General features: G+C 67.0%; 19 protein-coding genes and 1 pseudogene. 12 read left to right on the forward strand and 8 right to left on the reverse strand.

Going from position 1 to position 16,043, the window contains the following annotated elements:
- Positions 1–187, forward strand: a 187-nt coding sequence (locus D7X74_RS44455) for a hypothetical protein (protein ID WP_233602305.1), incomplete at its 5' end; no start/stop codon positions are given.
- A 120-nt stretch (positions 188–307) separates the two neighbouring features.
- Here D7X74_RS44455 and D7X74_RS29115 read toward each other — a convergent pair.
- Together D7X74_RS29115 and D7X74_RS29120 are read right to left on the reverse strand one after the other, a co-directional pair.
- A complete protein-coding gene (locus D7X74_RS29115) occupies positions 308–961 on the reverse strand; it encodes a glutathione S-transferase family protein (RefSeq protein ID WP_120536270.1) in 654 nt (217 codons plus the stop codon).
- A gap of 33 nt (positions 962–994) precedes the next feature.
- Positions 995–1,873 carry an aldo/keto reductase family oxidoreductase gene (locus tag D7X74_RS29120; RefSeq protein ID WP_120536271.1) on the reverse strand — a complete coding sequence of 293 codons (879 nt, stop codon included), beginning with the start codon at positions 1,871–1,873 and terminating at the stop codon, positions 995–997.
- A gap of 94 nt (positions 1,874–1,967) precedes the next feature.
- Between D7X74_RS29120 and D7X74_RS29125 the strand changes: the two genes are divergently transcribed.
- The 7 genes from D7X74_RS29125 to D7X74_RS43165 all read left to right on the forward strand — a co-directional run bounded on the left by D7X74_RS29125 (position 1,968) and on the right by D7X74_RS43165 (position 8,567).
- Complete coding sequence (locus D7X74_RS29125) at positions 1,968–2,876, forward strand: LysR family transcriptional regulator (protein WP_120536272.1); 909 nt, start codon at positions 1,968–1,970, stop codon at positions 2,874–2,876.
- Positions 2,873–4,774: a serine hydrolase gene (locus D7X74_RS29130; protein ID WP_147446713.1), complete on the forward strand. Its 1,902-nt coding sequence runs from the start codon at positions 2,873–2,875 to the stop codon at positions 4,772–4,774. The genes D7X74_RS29125 and D7X74_RS29130 overlap by 4 nt, the downstream gene beginning before the upstream one ends.
- 118 nt (positions 4,775–4,892) lie before the next feature.
- Positions 4,893–5,744: an AraC family transcriptional regulator gene (locus tag D7X74_RS29135; protein WP_120536274.1), complete on the forward strand. Its 852-nt coding sequence runs from the start codon at positions 4,893–4,895 to the stop codon at positions 5,742–5,744.
- A gap of 24 nt (positions 5,745–5,768) precedes the next feature.
- Positions 5,769–6,131 (forward strand): VOC family protein, encoded by a 363-nt coding sequence (locus tag D7X74_RS29140; protein WP_120536275.1) that lies wholly within the window; start codon positions 5,769–5,771, stop codon positions 6,129–6,131.
- Between the two features lie 126 nt (positions 6,132–6,257).
- Positions 6,258–7,661 carry an APC family permease gene (locus D7X74_RS29145; RefSeq protein ID WP_120536276.1) on the forward strand — a complete coding sequence of 468 codons (1,404 nt, stop codon included), beginning with the start codon at positions 6,258–6,260 and terminating at the stop codon, positions 7,659–7,661.
- A gap of 99 nt (positions 7,662–7,760) precedes the next feature.
- Positions 7,761–8,291, forward strand: a complete 531-nt coding sequence (locus tag D7X74_RS29150; RefSeq protein WP_120536277.1) for a hypothetical protein — start codon at positions 7,761–7,763, stop codon at positions 8,289–8,291.
- Positions 8,292–8,420: 129 nt separating this feature from the next.
- Positions 8,421–8,567 (forward strand): hypothetical protein, encoded by a 147-nt coding sequence (locus tag D7X74_RS43165; protein WP_158622308.1) that lies wholly within the window; start codon positions 8,421–8,423, stop codon positions 8,565–8,567.
- Between the two features lie 31 nt (positions 8,568–8,598).
- Here the strand turns inward: D7X74_RS43165 and D7X74_RS29155 are convergent, their stop codons facing one another.
- The 6 genes from D7X74_RS29155 to D7X74_RS29180 all read right to left on the reverse strand — a co-directional run bounded on the left by D7X74_RS29155 (position 8,599) and on the right by D7X74_RS29180 (position 13,607).
- Positions 8,599–9,273, reverse strand: coding sequence for an immunity 49 family protein (locus tag D7X74_RS29155; RefSeq protein ID WP_158622309.1), 675 nt, complete (start codon positions 9,271–9,273; stop codon positions 8,599–8,601).
- Positions 9,274–9,367: 94 nt separating this feature from the next.
- Positions 9,368–9,967, reverse strand: a complete 600-nt coding sequence (locus D7X74_RS29160) for an imm11 family protein (protein WP_120536279.1) — start codon at positions 9,965–9,967, stop codon at positions 9,368–9,370.
- 22 nt (positions 9,968–9,989) lie between these two features.
- The gene (locus D7X74_RS29165; RefSeq protein ID WP_120536280.1) at positions 9,990–10,739 is read right to left on the reverse strand and encodes an AHH domain-containing protein; all 750 of its coding nucleotides are present in this window, start codon (positions 10,737–10,739) and stop codon (positions 9,990–9,992) included.
- A 17-nt stretch (positions 10,740–10,756) separates the two neighbouring features.
- Complete coding sequence (locus tag D7X74_RS29170) at positions 10,757–11,848, reverse strand: hypothetical protein (RefSeq protein WP_120536281.1); 1,092 nt, start codon at positions 11,846–11,848, stop codon at positions 10,757–10,759.
- 18 nt (positions 11,849–11,866) lie between these two features.
- On the reverse strand, positions 11,867–12,331 hold the full coding sequence (locus tag D7X74_RS29175) for a DUF4150 domain-containing protein (RefSeq protein ID WP_120536282.1): 465 nt from the start codon (positions 12,329–12,331) through the stop codon (positions 11,867–11,869).
- A gap of 55 nt (positions 12,332–12,386) precedes the next feature.
- Positions 12,387–13,607 carry a hypothetical protein gene (locus D7X74_RS29180; RefSeq protein ID WP_147446714.1) on the reverse strand — a complete coding sequence of 407 codons (1,221 nt, stop codon included), beginning with the start codon at positions 13,605–13,607 and terminating at the stop codon, positions 12,387–12,389.
- A gap of 327 nt (positions 13,608–13,934) precedes the next feature.
- On the opposite strand from D7X74_RS29180, the gene D7X74_RS29185 reads away from it, so the two are divergent.
- From D7X74_RS29185 to D7X74_RS29200, 4 genes and pseudogenes are all read left to right on the forward strand, one after another.
- The gene (locus D7X74_RS29185) at positions 13,935–15,023 is read left to right on the forward strand and encodes a type III polyketide synthase (RefSeq protein WP_120536284.1); all 1,089 of its coding nucleotides are present in this window, start codon (positions 13,935–13,937) and stop codon (positions 15,021–15,023) included.
- 29 nt (positions 15,024–15,052) lie between these two features.
- Entirely contained in the window at positions 15,053–15,592 is a 540-nt protein-coding gene (locus D7X74_RS29190) for an isoprenylcysteine carboxyl methyltransferase family protein (protein ID WP_370450816.1), read from the forward strand.
- 16 nt (positions 15,593–15,608) lie between these two features.
- Complete coding sequence (locus D7X74_RS29195; protein WP_120536286.1) at positions 15,609–15,860, forward strand: acyl carrier protein; 252 nt, start codon at positions 15,609–15,611, stop codon at positions 15,858–15,860.
- Positions 15,857–16,043 (forward strand): annotated as a pseudogene (locus D7X74_RS29200) (AMP-dependent synthetase); the annotation flags it as partial. The gene D7X74_RS29195 and the pseudogene D7X74_RS29200, both read left to right, overlap by 4 nt.

Raw genomic sequence — 16,043 nt, forward strand, 5'->3', positions numbered from 1 at the left:
GGCTCCCCCGATGCGCTACGGACTGCCGCCACCCACTCCCGTCGCGACGAGCGATCTGGCGCATCCCACCGAAGCGGTCTATCGGATCATGGCCCGGGCCATCGCGCGGCGCTTCGTTGCCCGTTATGAACTGGGCTCATTGAGCCGGCACTTCGAATGCCGTGGGGTCGCCGTCGAGCGACACTGAGCGAGAATCTCCGGCGCTCCTGCTGCATGCACGGCAATGCAACCCGCGACGTCGCGGTAGCGACAGGTTGGAGACGCCGACGGATGGGCAGCCAGGCGGTACCGTGTGCTGCCTGCCCACCTACAGCCCCGACTTCACCTGGGAGGGCCGCGAAGCCGACGGCGCGTTGATGATGTCGGTGATGCGCAGGTGGCGGGGTTGGGCCTGCACCCGCTCGAACCAGGAGCGGATGGCGGGATAGCGGCCCAGGTCGAAGCGGCCCTCCTCCGCCACGTGCGTGTACGCATACAGCGAGATGTCCGCGAGGCTGTAGTGCTCGCCCGCGAAGAAGGGCCGCTTGCTCAGCTCGCCCTCCATGACGTCGAGCGCGGCGTAGCCTTTCTGGATGCGCTCCTCCAGCTCTTTCTCCTTGCCGGCAGGGACACCGAAGAAGGTGAGCCACGCCCGAGCCACGGCGATGTAGGGCTCGTGACTGTACTGCTCGAAGAACATCCACTGGAGCATCCGCGCCCGCTCCAGCCGGTCGCTGGGAATGAAGGGCGTGCCCTCGGCGAAATACCAGAGGATGGCGTTGGACTCGGCGAGGAAGACGCCTGGCTCCAGCTCCACGGTGGGGGTCCGGGCAATGGGGTTCATCGCCTTGAACTCCGGCGTGCGCGTCTCTCCCGCGGTGAGATCCACCTCCCGCGTTTCAAACGGAATCGCCAGCTGATGCAGCAGCAGGCGAACCTTGTAGCAATTCCCAGAAGGGTTGAACTGGTGGAGCTTGATCATGGGCGGCAGTCTACTCCCCGGAGCGTTCGTGAGTCAGGCGGAGCGGATGCTGCCCACGGAGTCCAGCTGCTTCATCGCGTCGTCCGGCAGCTTGAACTCGGCCGCGGCGAGGTTCTCCCGCAGGTGCACGACTGACGAGGTGCCGGGGATCAGCAGGATGTTGGGTGCGCGGCGAAGCAGCCAGGCGAGCGCGACCTGCATGGGTGTCGCGCCGAGGCGCGCGGCGACATCGGACAGGGTCGATGACTGCAGCGGGGTGAAGCCACCCAACGGGAAGAACGGCACATAGGCGATGCGGTCACGGGCCAGGGCGTCGATCAGTGCGTCATCGCTCCGGTGCGCCAGGTTGTACTGGTTCTGCACGCAGACGATCTCAGCGATCCGGCGTCCTTCCGCGACCTGCGCGGCGGTGACGTTGCTCAGCCCGATGTGTCGCACCAGGCCTTGCTGCTGAAGCCCGGCCAGGACGGTGAGCGGTGCTTCGATGGACCCTTCAGCGGGCCCATGGGTGTCGAACATGATCCGCAGGTTGACCACGTCCAGCACGTCGAGCCCGAGGTTGCGCAGGTTGTCGTGCACCGCCTGGGTCAGCGCTTCGGGCGAGAACGCCGGGTTCCATGAGCCATCCTCGCCGCGTCGCGCGCCAATCTTGGTGACGATGACGAGGTCGCGGGAATAGGGCGCGAGCGCCTCGCGGATCAGCCGGTTGGTGACGTGGGGGCCGTAGAAGTCGCTGGTATCGATGTGGTCCACCCCGCGCGCCACGGCCTCCCGCAGCACGGCCGACGCCGCGTCATGATCCCTGGGTGGGCCGAACACGCCGGGCCCCGCGAGCTGCATCGCTCCATAGCCGAGCCGCTTCACGTTGCGTCCACCGAGGGCGAAGGTGCTGGACTGATCGATTCCGGGCATGGTTCATCTCCTTTCGAGATGAGGCAGGAATAGACGTTCTGAGGCTCCGCGATAACGGGGTCCGGTCCGCACAGGTTGTACGGGGTGGCGAACAGTGAAGGTTGACCTGGGTGATCTGAACGCCTTCGTGGTGGTGGCCCGCGCCCGGAGCTTTCGTGAGGGTGCGCGCGCGAGCGGCGGCAGCGCGTCCGCGCTCAGCGGGGCGGTCCGTCGTCTGGAGGAGCGGCTCGGGGTCAGGCTCCTCAACCGGACGACCCGCAGTGTCGTCCCCACCGAAGCAGGGGAGCGCTTGCTGGAGCGGCTCGGCCCGGCATTGACCGAGATGGAAGCCGCTGTCGATGTGGTGAACGGCTTTCGCGACAAGCCGGCGGGCGCGTTGCGCCTCAATGTGCCGGTCAGCGCGGCCCGGCTGGTGCTGCCGCGCATCATTCCGCCGTTCCTCGCCGCCTATCCCGACATCCAGTTGGAGGTGGTGGCCGAAGACCGCTTCGTCGACGTGCTCGAAGCCCGGTGCGACGCCGGCATCCGCTACGACGAACGGCTGGAGCAGGACATGGTCGCGGTGCCGATCGGGCCGCGCGTCCAGCGCTTCGCCACCGCGGCCTCCCCGGCCTACCTGGAGCGCCAGGGCCGGCCGGAGCACCCCCGCGAGCTGCTCGGCCATGCGTGTCTGCGGGGCCGCTTCGCGAGTGGCACGATGACGCCGTGGGAGTTCGAGCGCGACGGCGAGGTGGTCCGGATCGAACCCACGGGGCCGCTCATCGTGCAGGTGGGCGGGGCGACGGATCTCGCCGTCGACGCGGCGATCGCCGGCACTGGCGTCGTGTGCCTCTTCGAGGACTGGCTGCGCCCGCATCTGGAGAGCGGCGCCCTCGAACCCATCCTCGAGCCCTGGTGGCAGCGCTTCTCGGGGCCCTTCCTCTACTACCCCGGACGGCGCCTCGTGCCCGCGCCGCTGCGAGCGTTCATCGACTTCATCAAGGCCTCGGCGGACGTGCCTTGACGGCTGCGGCTTCAAGGCGGGTGCGGCCACAGGAATGGATTGCGGTTGACCCTGGCGTGATGAAGACTGTCTGGATGATTACCCAGGCGGACGTCCAGCGCGGGTGGCAGCGGTTGTGCGAATACACAGAGCACGCAAGGATTGCCACGGGGGTGCCGGGAGTGGCGATCGCCATCGCCTGGCTCCCCGAGCAGGGCCCTCCCCTCGTCGAGACCCTGGGAGCGGGTTGTCGATTGCTGGGCTCGCAGGCGCCCGCGGCCGACAACCAGGTCACCGCGGACACGGTCTTCCCCCTCGCGTCGCTGTCCAAGCCGCTGGCGTCCACGGTCATGACGACGCTGATCCCTGGCACCTCGGACGGCTGGGAGGAGAAGGTCCCGAGTCTGGGATTGGCCGTCACGCCGACCTTCGCCAGCCTGTTCGCGCACCGCAGTGGGCTGCCCGACCACGCGGGCGACCTGCTCGAGGACATGGGCCATGACCGCAAGGCGGTGCTGGAGCGGCTGCGCCTGCTCGCGCTCGACCGTACGGGCGGGTACGCCTACACCAACTTCGGTTTGACGGCGGCGGCGTGTCAGGCGGCCCTGCACGTCGGAAAGGAGTGGGAGGACGTGGCCCACGACCGTCTGTACGCGCCCCTGGGGATGAAGTCGACCAGCTCGCGCTACTCCGACTTCCTGAAGCGCGAGAACCGGACCTGGGCGCATCGGCTCAGGGCCAATGGGGAGTGGTATCACGCGAAGCCCCTTCCTGATGGAAAGCCCAATCCTGACGCGCAGAGAAACCCCGACGCGCAGTCCCCCGCGGGCGGCGTCACCTCCTCCGCCAATGACATGGCACTGTGGCTCCGCCTGCAGCTGGGTGACCTGGGATTGGGCTTCGACGCGGAGTTCTTCCGCTGGCTGAGCCTGACCCACCGGCCCTATGTCCCTGGCATCTACAAGCCCGGGGTGCCGCGCGAGCCGCACACGAGTGGCTATGGCCTGGGCTGGAATGTCACTGACAGGGAAGGCCAGCCCCTCAAGTACAGCCACTCCGGCGCCTTCGGGCTCGGCGCGGCCACCAGCGTCGAGCTCTGGCCGGAGGACCGGCTTGGAGTCGTCGTGTTGACCAATGGTGAGCCGGTCGGAGTCGCGGAAGCCCTCTGTGCGGCCTTCAGGGGGTTTGTCAGCGACCCCGGGCTGGAGGTTGCCGCGCTCCTGAAGCCAGACTTCGACAGCTTCGTGCATCCCGGACACAAGAAGACCTTCGTGGAGAGGTTCCAGGAGGCGATGCGTCAGGAGCTGCATCCGCCCGCCCGCGCCAGCGACACAGCCAATCCGGCCCGCGTCATCTCCGCCAAGTATGGGCTCCTGGGCAGGTACCAGAGTGCCTTCTACGGCACGATTGAGTTTCTCGTGGAGCAGGACCGGATGTTCATGCTGCAGGGGCCGGCGAAGCAGCGCTTCGACGTGACCGCGACGCACAAGGACGATGTGTTCGTCTACGATTCTCACGGCGAGAACGGAACGGACAACAACCGGATCGCCTTTGACCGCGCGACGCCGAATCAGGTGACGGTCTGGAACCTGTTCGTTTCAACGCCCCTGACGCTCAAGTCCGAAGGCGACACCCTGTGTCCGGTGTCTGGGGAGATCCGGGCCTGGAGGGTCCGGGCCTCGAAGCCCGGCCAGGTGCGCCTGACCCTCGCCCGCAGGGGCGTCAATGGGTTCCGTCAGAGCCCGCTCATGACCGTGGCCGTGGGTGACAACCGCTTCGTCGGAGCGGACCTCCCGGTGCTCGAAGGCGACATGCTCGGGTTCTCGGTCGACGACCGGGTGTACTGGCAGCACTCCACGGACGATTACGTGATTGAAGCCGACATCGACCGCGAAGGAACCTTCACGCGGGTGCCGTGATTCACCAGGGCAAGATTCTCCAAGTGCGCGGGGCCGGGCGTGACCAAGCTCGCGCCGCGTCACGACGGCCTGGGGTGGATGCCCTCCTGGATGCGGCGACGGTCGGAGGGAATGAACGATGACGGCCACGACGGTCATGCGGTGCGATTCGCTCTCGGTGTTCGACTACCGGTGCCACGCAGGGCCCGGCGACACGCCGTTCACGGAGCTGCACACGGGCTTCTCCATCGCCTACGTCCGCAAGGGGAGCTTCGGCTACCACACGCGAGGAAACGCGTTCGAGCTGGTGGCGGGCTCGTTGCTGATTGGCCACCCCGGTGACGAATACCAGTGCACGCACGAGCACGTGGTGGGGGGCGACGAGTGTCTGTCCTTCCGACTGTCGGAGACGTTGGTGGACGCCCTCGGCGGGCGGAGGGAGGTCTGGCGGACTGGCGCCATGCCGCCGCTGCCCGAATTGATGGTGTTCGCCGAACTCGCGCAGGCGACAGCGGAGGGCCGGCGCGAGCTTGGGCTCGATGAGCTGGGCGTCCTGCTGGCGGCCCGCTTCGTGGACCTGGCTTCCGGAAGGAAGCGCAAGCCACTGGATGCAGGGCCCCGGCATCGCCGCTGCGCGGTGGAGGCGGCGCTGTGGTTGGACGCGCACTCGCACGAGCCCGTCGTGCTCGAACGGGTGGCCCGGGAGTTCGGACTCAGCCCGTTCCATTTCCTGCGGCTCTTCTCGAAGGTCCTGGGCGTGACGCCGCACCAGTACCTGGTGCGCTCGCGGCTGCGCCACGCGGCACAGCTGCTGGCCGGGGACACCCGCTCCATCACGGACATCGCCTTCGACGTCGGCTTTGGTGACCTCTCCAACTTCGTGCGCACGTTCCACCGCGCCGCGGGCGTCCCTCCTGGCGGCTTCCGTCAGGCCGCGCGCAAGGGGCGCAAGTTCCTCCAAGTCGGGCGCGCGGTGCCCTCCCTAGGATGACGGTCATCACCCAAGGAGAGCAGCGTGTACGACCACATTGGATTGAAGGTGAAGGACCTGGACGCGAGCGTGCGCTTCTACGAGAAGGCGCTCGCCTCGCTGGGACACGTGCTGTGCACCCGTGACGCGTCGAGCGCGGGCTTTGGCCCGCCGGGCGAGCCGGCCCTGTGGCTCTATCACTCCCAGGATGCCGTCAGCCCCGGGGTGCATGTGGCGCTGAGGGCTTCCGAGCGGGCCGCCGTCGACGGCTTCCATGAAGGCGGGCTCGGGGCGGGTGGCCGCGACCACGGCCGTCCTGGCGTGCGCGCCGACTACAGCCCGACGTACTACGCCGCCTTCCTGCTCGACCCGGACGGCAACAACGTCGAAGCGGTCTGCATGCGCTGAGACCTTCAGGGCCGTGAGGGCCGGCCCGTGAAGCCACGGGCCTTCTGTCCTTCCAATACGTGGTGCGCGAGGAACTGCCGGGCAACCGCTCCACGCTGTTGCGAGCCCCGATATGCTCGACACCCCATGAGCCCCTCCCCCCTCCAGGATGAAGCCGAAGCCCGCCCGGCCGAGCCTCGTGAAGGCTACGCGCGACGCGTTGGCCTCTTCTCGGGAGTGATGCTCGTCATCGGCGGCATCATCGGCTCGGGCATCTTCCTCAACCCGGCCATCGTCGCGCAGCGCGTGCACACGCCGGAGCTCACCCTGGGCGTGTGGCTGCTCGGCGGAGGGGTGGCGCTCATCGGCGCCTTCATCTACGGGGAGCTGGGACAGCGCAGCCCCAAGGCTGGCGGCAGCTACGTCTACCTGCGCGATGCCTTCGGCCCGCTGCCCGCATTCCTCAATGCGTGGGGCTTGATGCTCATGATCGCCACCGGGGCCATTGCCGCGGTAGCCGTCACCTTCGCCAACTACACCCTCGCGCTCACCGGTTGGGGGCCCGCCTCCCGATTCCCCCTCGCCGTCGGTGCCATCCTCCTGCTCTCCGGGGTGAACTACTTCGGCGTGCGGCCCGGGGCGCTCACGCAGAACGTGTTCACCGTGCTCAAGCTGCTGGCGCTCGCGGTGCTCGTGGGCACGGGCCTGCTCCTCGAAAGTCCCCAGCCCGCGGCGATGGAGGTTGTCGTTGCTCCTCAGGCGCCCGACTCCCTCGTGCTCGCCCTGGGGGCGGCGCTCGTCCCGGTGCTGTTCAGCTACGGCGGGTGGCAGCAGACGAACTTCGTGGCCGAGGAGATGGTCGACCCCGAGCGCAACCTGCCGCGCGCCCTGTTGCTCGGCGTCATCGGAGTGGTGACGGTGTACCTGCTCGCGAACCTCACCTACCTGCGCACGCTCGGCGCGGCGGGGCTCGCGGCGAGCAGTGCCCCGGCGGCGGACGCGCTCGGCCAGCTGCTCGGACCCGCGGGCCGCACGTTCATCATCGCCGGCGTCGCCCTCTCCACCTTCGGATTCCTCAACCTCGTCATCCTCGTCTCGCCGCGCGTCTACCAGGCCATGGCTGCGGATGGACTGTTCTTTCCCTGGATGGCCCGGCTGCACCCGCGCTACCGCACGCCCTCCAACGCCATCCTCTTCCAGGCGGGTTGGGCCATCCTGCTCACGGGGACGGGCACGTACGGCGAGCTGCTCGATTACGTCGTCTTCGCCGACTGGCTGGTCTTCGGCGCCACCGCCGCGACGCTGTTCGTCTACCGCGCGCGCGAACGGCAGGGGCTGGTGCCTCGCGCCGCGTACCGGGTGCCTGGATATCCCTTCACCCCGTTGCTCTTCATCGCGGCCGCGCTGTACGTGCTGCTCGGCTCAACGGCCTCCAACCCGCTCAACGCGCTCAAGGGCGCGTTGCTGCTCGGCGCGGGCGTGCCCGTGTTCCTGTACTGGCGCCGACGCGCGCGGCGGCTGGAGGCTCCGTCGGCCCTGGGCACGCCGTGACCGGGGGCTGCTCGCTGCACACGGAGGCAGCGGTTGCTTTCCAGGGAAGGCGGGTCGAAGACTCCCCGCCGCTGTCTCCCCCAGGAAGGAAGTCCCCTCATGCGTTTGAAGCCTGTGTTCGCCGCCATGGCCCTGCTGTCCACGGCCGCGCTCGCCGACGAGAAGCTCAATCCCATCCAGAAGGAGGCGAAGGCCTCGTTCGAGAAGTCGATCTCCAGCGCCCTGAATGCCGCCAACACCGCGTGTGGCACCAAACTCAAGGTCAAGACCCGCTTCCATCTGTTCAATCCCGAGGAGTGGGACGGCGCGAGCTACGCCTCGCACTGCGGTGAGCTGCTCAATGGCGTCGCGTCCATGTGCGAGCGTCCCGCGTCCAAGAAGGCCATCGCCAGGAAGGTGACCGGCGTGGCGTGCCTGTTCCCTCGGCCTCCCCTTTTTCCAAAGGGAACTCAACCCGCATTGTTTGGCGCTCTCGACTGCACGAACCCCGCCAACAAGAAGTCCTGCTACAGCAACACTGCGCCGCGCCACATCATGCTCTGGAAGGGCGTGCTCACGTACGACATGCACAAGGATGACGCGAACATCGCGGACACCACCCGGGCCGTCCTTGAGGAGGCGATGAAGTGAGCATGTTCCAGTCGCATGCCCATGTAACCCGGATGGCGGGTGGATTTACGGGCAGGTGCTGTGCGCCAACAATGGAAGCGCTGACGCGCGCGCGTCAGCGCGGCCGCACATCTTCGTTGACGGGTGAGCATGTCGACGGACACGGTCCTCTGTGGAGCGGCGACTCCCAAACTCGTGAAGGTGGCCTTCTTCTGCACCCAACCGGCGGTCACCACGCTCTCGGCGGCCTACTCCTTCATGGACGGCGACACCCTCTGCGTCCATGCCAACTTCTGAGCTTCGGGAACGGGGAGGCGAACCAAAAAGCTCAGCCCACTCGGGCAATGTCAGGGAGCAATGGGTATTGCGCCGCTGGGTCGACCGACAAACCATGCCGTGAGGCGAGGTGCAGCAAGGCGAGGCCCTCCACGCAAACCGACCGTTCCAACTCGAACGCGGGTTCGCGGGCCTGCAGGGTTCCCGCCCTGGCGCGGAACCAGGCGCCATGTCGTTCCAGCAGCTCCAGCAGGGCTGCGACAAAGGCGTCGGGTTCGTGGGCCAGCAGGGCGCGGCAGACGCGGACCCGTGGCGCAGTCTCATCTTGCATGACCCGAAGGAGCCCGGAGAGCAGGGGGGCCGCCACGGCTTCCCACCCAGGCTCCCGGAGGGTGAATCCGCCCAACAGCCGCCCATAGTAGAAGTCGTCCTCGAACTCCTTGCGTGCCAGCCACTCGGGAGCGGACGCGCGCGCGATGTCTTGGGCGAGCGTGTCCTCACCGGCGGCGAGGGCATCACAGAGGGGCGCAATCTGGGCGGCGCCCGTGAACCGGCTGAAGGGCCTCGCCTGCGCGGCGCGGTCTCTCAGGAGGTTCAGCCGCCACGCTCCGGACAATCGGAGGCGCTCGCGGAAGGACACGACATCCGCCCGGGCCAGCAGGGCGCTGAGCGCGGCGATGCGGCAATGCCGCGACAGGTGGAAGAGGATGCGCTCGCGCTCCTCCACGGGGCGGGGGCCGCTCTCGACCTCCATCGTCAGGACCCGGATGGCCTCGACCGCATTGGTTTCATGATGAATCACGGTGCCTGGCCTTTCATGCTCAGGTCCGTCCCCATTCCCTGCCGTACTCCTCCAGCTCCAGGAACATCATGCCCGTGTAGTCCTCATTGACGAGCACCTGGGCGAGGTCCTCGCGAATCAGGATGAGGTCTGGCTTCTCCTTGAGCCGGAAGAGCTTCGCCTGCGGGGGGATCCGCGCCGCATCCAGGACCAGGAGCGAGAACCAGGCAATGAAGGTGGGGTCCATCACCGACCGCTCGTACTGGGACTTCTCAAGGTCGACACACTCCACGACTTCCAGCAGGTTCAGGACGTAGAATGGTTCCGGAACGATCCGGTCCTTTTGATCGAGGAGCCGGGCAGGAAGGAACTCCATGCGGGCTCCTGCGTTCGCCTCCAGGAACTGCTTCAGTCGCTCCGACGCGATGATGAGGTCGAGGGTGTTGGGGATGGAGTCCGTGAGCTCAAGACCTCGATCTTCCGCCAGTGGAAAGGTCACATTCGCTGGATACCAGCGCTGCACCGTAACGCCTTCGTGCAGCTCGTACTCCTTGGGCTCTTTCCTCAACGCGTCGGGCGCATAGGTGACCCATGCATACGCGTCATTCTCGTCGTCTGAAAGCCAGGGTAGGAAGCTCATAAGAGGTTGGGCTTGAGGTGTGTCAGGTTTTCTTGCCCAGTCTGCTGGGCCGGGACTTCGGCTTGTTCGTCAACTCATCGACCAGTTCCTTGCGGAATGTGTTGATGTGCGCTCCTTTTGTGTTTTCGCCGAAGGCTACAATCCATTCCCAGTATTTCTTTTCACGGTTCTTGAGCTCGTTTGGAATGGTCTCTGGGGGCTTCCAATTCTCGCAAGGCTGTTCAAGGCTTTTCTTGAGGAGCCGATTGATCCTCTCGATGTCGCGCGAAACCTCTGCGGTGTATGCGGGGTGGCTGCCGACGTGGCAGGGCAGTTGGTGGATGCCACAGTGGGTGTCATTGATGGCGGGCAGGAAGATGAGGTTTTCTCCGTTATTGATGTCGTACTTCACTCGACGGAGGATCTTGAATTCCTCTTCCCCGAAGACTCCTCCCTGCTTGGCTCCCTCGCTTCTGACGGTGAACAGCTCACACGGCAGCATGTGGTGGCCCGCGTTCGGGTAGGGCGTGCCTGCTCTCTCATTGAAATGATTGAAGTGATAGCCCGCGGCGTGCTTGTCGTCCCCTGCGGTCGCGCCAGGGATTTTCGTCCCGATGGCGTTCTCTGTCAGGTGCTTCTTGATCTTGCTGTTGTTGTTGTAGACGCGTGCGAGCTTGCCTGGGTCATTGCCGATGACGCTGATGCCGTTCTTGCGATACTCCTTGGAACGACACAGCACCGCCTGCATCGGGTATCCCGAGAGGATGTGGTCCTTCGTTGCAGTGAGCGCCATGGCAACCTCCGTGTGAGCTACCGCTGGGGAATTCGCTGGAGCAGGACGACACCGACATCCCCGTGGTCGGAAAAGGAGCAGACCACTGCGCTCTCATGGTGAGAGGAGAGCAGCTCGGAGATGGCGACCGCTGCCCCCACGACGGCGCTCGCCGCCCCGACCTCTCCCAGCGATTCCGCGGGAACCCGAACCCGGCAGCCTTCGAAATCGACATGCTCCGTCAGATGCACCTGGGCATGTGCCCAGGCGGCCGACTTCCACTCCTCGCCATTCAGGTCCAACACCAGGCAGCCCTGAAACGGGGCGGGCATCCGAGCGTCACGGAGCACCTGGAGAATCGACTCCGCCATTGCGCGCCCCAGGATGTGTGCCGTGCGTCGCTCCCTGGGCCCGGCGGAGAAAGACACGCCTCCGACGCGGATGTCCGGGGGCGCTCTACGCGCCCTGACCGCTCCTTCGCCTTCCACCAGGAGGCAGGCTCCCGCCTGTCCGGGCATCAGCCCCACCGGCATCTGGGGCTGTTTGAGCCGTCCCTGCCCGTCAATCCACTCCAGGCTCGGGACGTCGGAATAGGAGTCCGCCGCGACGATGAGGACCCTCTCCAGGCTTCGTTCCTCCAGCAGCCGGCGTGCTCCTTGGAGGGCCGCAGCCAGCCCACAGTGACCCAGGGACAGGGCGCGACTTCGCTCCTCCGGGACGGGCAGGTGTTGGAGTGCGAGCAAGGGCCGGACGAAGTCCTCCTCGAGGGCGCGAGGACGTTGGCTCAGGGACCAGCCAAATCGGGCCTCGTCGATGAAGGGCGTGAGGGCGAAGAGCCCTGTCCTTCCCCAAAAGGAAGCATCGGACGCCGGCGGCCACTCCCGTCCATGACGCAAATCGTCCAGGCAGCCCGCTGCCAGTCGGAGCCATGCGCCCGCGAGGAAGAACCCCTCCGCATAGCCCGACACCGGGAAGCCCGTGACGGGCTGGGAGCCCCCTTCACCATCGCCCACGACCAGTCCATCCAGGGCCTGTGGACGCGACAGGCCTGCCCGTATGGCCGCGCAGCTCCCCGTCGCGCCGTAGCCCAATGCGGTCACCATGCCCATCCCTGTCACGACGAGCCGCACCGTCCACGCTCCAGAAGGCTAGAGGGTCTTCTTGCAGCAGAGACACTTCGAGTCATCTGGCCCTTTTCCCAGGGCGATGACGGGAGGCTGGATGAGAGGAAAGGGGGGCGTGTTCTTGTCGTTGTGGGTCATGAGGTCCATGGCCCGGGCAACGTTCTTTCCCTCGAACTTCACATCGAACGAGTAGTTGACGAACTCCGCCTTGCCCTTCGTCTTGCTGGAGGCGACGCCGCCCCCCGCGGTCCCGGCCTCATCACCCGTGCTGGTGCTGAAGTTCGAGTCCTTGACGCACACGGGCTTGCCTTCCACCACCACCGTTTCGCTTCCCTTCGCCGTGTCCGCGGAGCGCGCGATGTTGGGATAGGGAATGGGGACCGGGCCCGCCGGGCTGGGTGTCTTGCAGACATCCGGCATGGCCATGGTCACGCCGTTGGAGTCCTTGTGGACGACCGACATCTTGTTCACGCCGACTGTCGTTCCCATGAGGCTCCCTTGGAATCCAGTCCCGACTTCGGTGAGGCGTGAGTCGCCAGAAGCCTCATCCACCCAGCCATGCTGCGAAGGGCTGCGCTTTCAGGCGTCCCGACTCGCCCTGCGCTGCATGCAATTGCTCCCACTGTACATGCGTCCACGACCGGACTTCCACCGCGATGCGGCCCTGGCTTCGAATCAACAACTCAAGTGCCAGGGGAGGTCGACGGCGCATCGGAATGCTCAGGAGCGCGGGGACCAGACCCGAGGCGCTGAAGGGGGCTCCCCCGAAATATCGCTCGGCTGGGTTGAACCCTTTCCGTGCCCTGGCCCACCATGACTCGACGGCTTCGGGATGGGGGGCGATGAGCGCGGCCTCACCTCCAGGGCGCGGGTCGCCGTCGAGGTCTTCCTCTGGGGACATGAACCCCTCGTCTCCTGAGCCCTCCTCACTCACCAAGGGGCCTTCCAGCTTCAGTCCGACGATGGAACAGAACGCCTCCGCTGCGATGCTGGCGAAGGCCTTGTCGTGCATCCAGGGCAGACAGGCTTCAGCGGCGGACAGTCGCCCACTGAAGCCGAGTGCCCAGAGCACATCGGCCCTGAGGTTGGACACCTGGAGCAGACTTTTCAGCCGCTCGATGTCCTTGTCGTCTCCGCCGACCGCAAGCAGAAGCCGCGCCGTGCTTCCTGCTGCATCCCTGGCGTCCAGTTGCTGCTGGCAGGCTTGCCACGCAATGCGTTGGCCACGCACAAGGCCCAGCACCAGGGCTGCTTCGCGAACCGCTGGGTCCGGGGAGTGAAGCGCCTCTCGAGGTTCGACTGCCCGAAGTTCCTGTTCCGAGTCGCAATACTCCCTGCGCAGCGCTGGGCCGCCGTCCAATGCCAATGCGCGCTGTGCCTCCTTGCGTGCGTCCTGCTCACCTTGCGTGAGGGTCCGGAGCACGGAGTCCACCCCGACTTCCGTCCCCGAGCGCAGGAGCGCCATGCACGCGGCGCGGATGTATTCGGGATCCTCGTGCGTGAGGGCAGGCAGTAGCAGGCGCTCAGCCGCCTTGGAGCCGGCGACCACGAGGGCCTCCAGGTGGAGATGCAGTCGCTGTTCAACACCCTCTTTCACGCGTTGAAGGTCACGACTCGGGCACACCAGGGCCCGCTCCCACTGCGTGGCGAGAAAGGCCGCTTCGTCCAGATGCGCTTCCAGGACATCCCAGCGCAGGGTCCTATCGGGTCGTCCGAGAAGAGAACGGGCTTCAGGCGGGCGGATGGCTGGGTCGGCGCGTCCCATGGGGAGTCTGGTTTTAGCGGGACAAGCGCCCGTGATGGAGATGGCACGGAAGCAGGTGCTTCCGCCCCTGAGCGACAATGGGTGCTTCTGTTGGTAAGTGGACCGAGGGGGCCATCAACCGTGCTCCGCGGCCGGGTTCGCTCCTCGGGCATGGCGGCCTCGTGACCCGGGACCGGGCCGCAAGGTGCGGAGCGCGTCGCGTGCGCAACAGTGGAAACGGGCCGGGCCGTTCAGGCGTATGCAGCGCGACGGGAGACCATCGCATCCGGACCGCGTGCCGGTTAATCGTGGGAACTCGACTTCCAGGGTGGGACCCTCCAGGGACACATGTTCAGCTCTACCCGTCACGACACTGCCCCTTCGCCTTCCTTGAGCGCGGTGGGCCGCGCGCTACCGCCGCACTACGCCAGCCAGGAGCAGCTCATCGCGGCGCTGCGCGACCTGTGGGCGACGAAACACTTCAACCTGGAGCGACTGGAGGACCTGCACCGCAACGTGCAGGTGGGCGGCCGGCACCTGGCGCTCCCGTTGGAGCAGTACCCGGCGCTCGCGACCTTCCAGCAGCGCAACGACGCGTGGATCCGCGTGGCCACGGAGCTGTCCGAAACCGTGGCGCGTCAGGCGCTGGAGCGCGCGGGCCTGACGCCCCGGGACGTGGACCATGTCTTCTTCGTCACGGTGACGGGTATCGCCACCCCCAGCGTGGACGCTCGGCTGGTCAACCGGATGGGCTTTCGCGAGGACGTGAAGCGCACCCCCATCTTCGGCCTGGGCTGCGTGGCGGGCGCGGCGGGACTGGCCCGTGCATCGGACTACCTGCGCGCGTTCCCCAAGCAGACGGCGCTGCTCATCGCCGCGGAGCTTTGCTCGCTGACGCTGCAGCGCGAGGACCTGTCCATCCCCAACATCATCGCCTCCGGCCTCTTCGGCGACGGCGCGGCGTGCGTGGTGCTGCGGGGCGCGGAGGCTCCGGGCGCGACGGGACCGCGCGTGGTGGGCTCACGGTCGGTGTTCTATCCGGACACCGAGCGGGTGATGGGCTGGGATGTGGTGGACACGGGCTTCAAGGTGGTGCTGTCCGCCAAGGTGCCGCAGCTGGTGAAGGACCACATCCGGGGCAACGTGGATGGCTTCCTCGCGGAGCACGGGCTGACCCGCAAGGACGTGCGGCACTGGGTGGCGCACACCGGGGGGCCCAAGGTGCTGGAGGGCTTCGAGTCCGCGCTGGAGTTGGAAGCGGGCGCGCTGGATCGCTCGTGGAAGTCGCTGCGCCAGGTGGGCAACCTGTCCAGCGCGTCGGTGCTCTTCGTGCTGGGTGAGACGCTGGAGGAAGCAGACGCGAAGCCGGGCGAATGGGGCGTGGTGATGGCCATGGGACCGGGCTTCTGCGCGGAGATGGTCCTGGTGCGCTGGTGACCGGCTCCCAGGTGTTGTTCGCGGGCTTCATGGTGCTGCTCATCGCGGAGCGGCTGCTGGAGCTGGTGCTCTCCAAGCGCAACGCGGCGCGGGCCTTCGAGCGCGGCGGCGTGGAGACAGGGCAGGGGCACTACCGGTTCATGGTGGTGTTCCACACGCTGTTCCTGGTGGCGTGCGTGGCGGAGGTGTTCGGCCTGCACCGGCCCTTCTGGGGCACGTGGAGCGTGGTGGCGCTGGTGGGCGCGTTGGTGGCGCAGGGGCTGCGGTACTGGGCCATCGGGACGCTGGGCGACCGGTGGAACTCCCGCATCATCGTGGTGCCGGGGCTGGCGCCGGTGACGGGCGGGCCGTACCGGTTCCTGCGGCATCCGAACTACGTGGCCGTGGTGCTGGAGCTGTTGTGCGTGCCGCTCATCCACGGAGCGTGGGTGACGGCGGTGGTCTTCACGGTGGGCAACGCGGCCCTGCTCTTCGTGCGCATCCGCGCGGAGGAGGCAGCGCTCGGCGCGTTGTATTCCGAGGCGTTCGCCCACCGTCCCCGCTTCATTCCGGAGGTACGCCGTGACTGACACCGTGACGGAGGTGATGGCGGAGATCCGCCGCATCGCTCGCGAGGAGCTGGAGTTCGAGGGCGTGGTGGAGCCTTCGCACGACCTGTTGCGCGACCTGCATCTGGACAGCCTGGGGCTGACGGTGCTGGCGGTGGGGTTGGAGAATCGCTTCCGGGTGATGTTGTCGGAAGAGGACGCGCAGGGCGTGCGCACGGTGGAGGACCTGTCGCGGTTGGTGGCCACTCGGGTCGCGGCGTCGCGGGTGGACGTGGGAGCCCAGCCATGAAGGGGCCCGCCCTGCCGGCGTTGAAGCACGCCACGGTGAACGCGATGCTGAAGGCGACGTCGCACACGTCGCTGGGGCTCGTGTTCGTGGACGCCTCCGAGCGAGAGACCTCCCTGCCCTGGGCCCAGGTGTACCGGCGCGCGAAGCGGGCGGCGGCGGGGCTCGCGCGGCTGGGGGTGAAGC

Source organism: Corallococcus sp. CA047B (assembly GCF_003612065.1).
Taxonomy (GTDB): Bacteria; Myxococcota; Myxococcia; order Myxococcales; family Myxococcaceae; genus Corallococcus; species Corallococcus praedator.

What these genes read in the sequence shown, in the direction of transcription:
- D7X74_RS43165 (WP_158622308.1), top strand. Translation starts at nt 8,421, where the DNA reads ATGTCGACGGACACGGTCCTCTGTGGAGCGGCGACTCCCAAACTCGTG.
- D7X74_RS29115 (WP_120536270.1), bottom strand. Translation starts at nt 961, where the DNA reads ATGATCAAGCTCCACCAGTTCAACCCTTCTGGGAATTGCTACAAGGTT.
- D7X74_RS29175 (WP_120536282.1), bottom strand. Translation starts at nt 12,331, where the DNA reads ATGGGAACGACAGTCGGCGTGAACAAGATGTCGGTCGTCCACAAGGAC.
- D7X74_RS29120 (WP_120536271.1), bottom strand. Translation starts at nt 1,873, where the DNA reads ATGCCCGGAATCGATCAGTCCAGCACCTTCGCCCTCGGTGGACGCAAC.
- D7X74_RS29150 (WP_120536277.1), top strand. Translation starts at nt 7,761, where the DNA reads ATGCGTTTGAAGCCTGTGTTCGCCGCCATGGCCCTGCTGTCCACGGCC.
- D7X74_RS29195 (WP_120536286.1), top strand. Translation starts at nt 15,609, where the DNA reads ATGGCGGAGATCCGCCGCATCGCTCGCGAGGAGCTGGAGTTCGAGGGC.
- D7X74_RS29185 (WP_120536284.1), top strand. Translation starts at nt 13,935, where the DNA reads ATGTTCAGCTCTACCCGTCACGACACTGCCCCTTCGCCTTCCTTGAGC.
- D7X74_RS29135 (WP_120536274.1), top strand. Translation starts at nt 4,893, where the DNA reads ATGACGGCCACGACGGTCATGCGGTGCGATTCGCTCTCGGTGTTCGAC.
- D7X74_RS29160 (WP_120536279.1), bottom strand. Translation starts at nt 9,967, where the DNA reads ATGAGCTTCCTACCCTGGCTTTCAGACGACGAGAATGACGCGTATGCA.
- D7X74_RS29165 (WP_120536280.1), bottom strand. Translation starts at nt 10,739, where the DNA reads ATGGCGCTCACTGCAACGAAGGACCACATCCTCTCGGGATACCCGATG.
- D7X74_RS29180 (WP_147446714.1), bottom strand. Translation starts at nt 13,607, where the DNA reads ATGGGACGCGCCGACCCAGCCATCCGCCCGCCTGAAGCCCGTTCTCTT.
- D7X74_RS29145 (WP_120536276.1), top strand. Translation starts at nt 6,258, where the DNA reads ATGAGCCCCTCCCCCCTCCAGGATGAAGCCGAAGCCCGCCCGGCCGAG.
- D7X74_RS29190 (WP_370450816.1), top strand. Translation starts at nt 15,053, where the DNA reads ATGGTGCTGCTCATCGCGGAGCGGCTGCTGGAGCTGGTGCTCTCCAAG.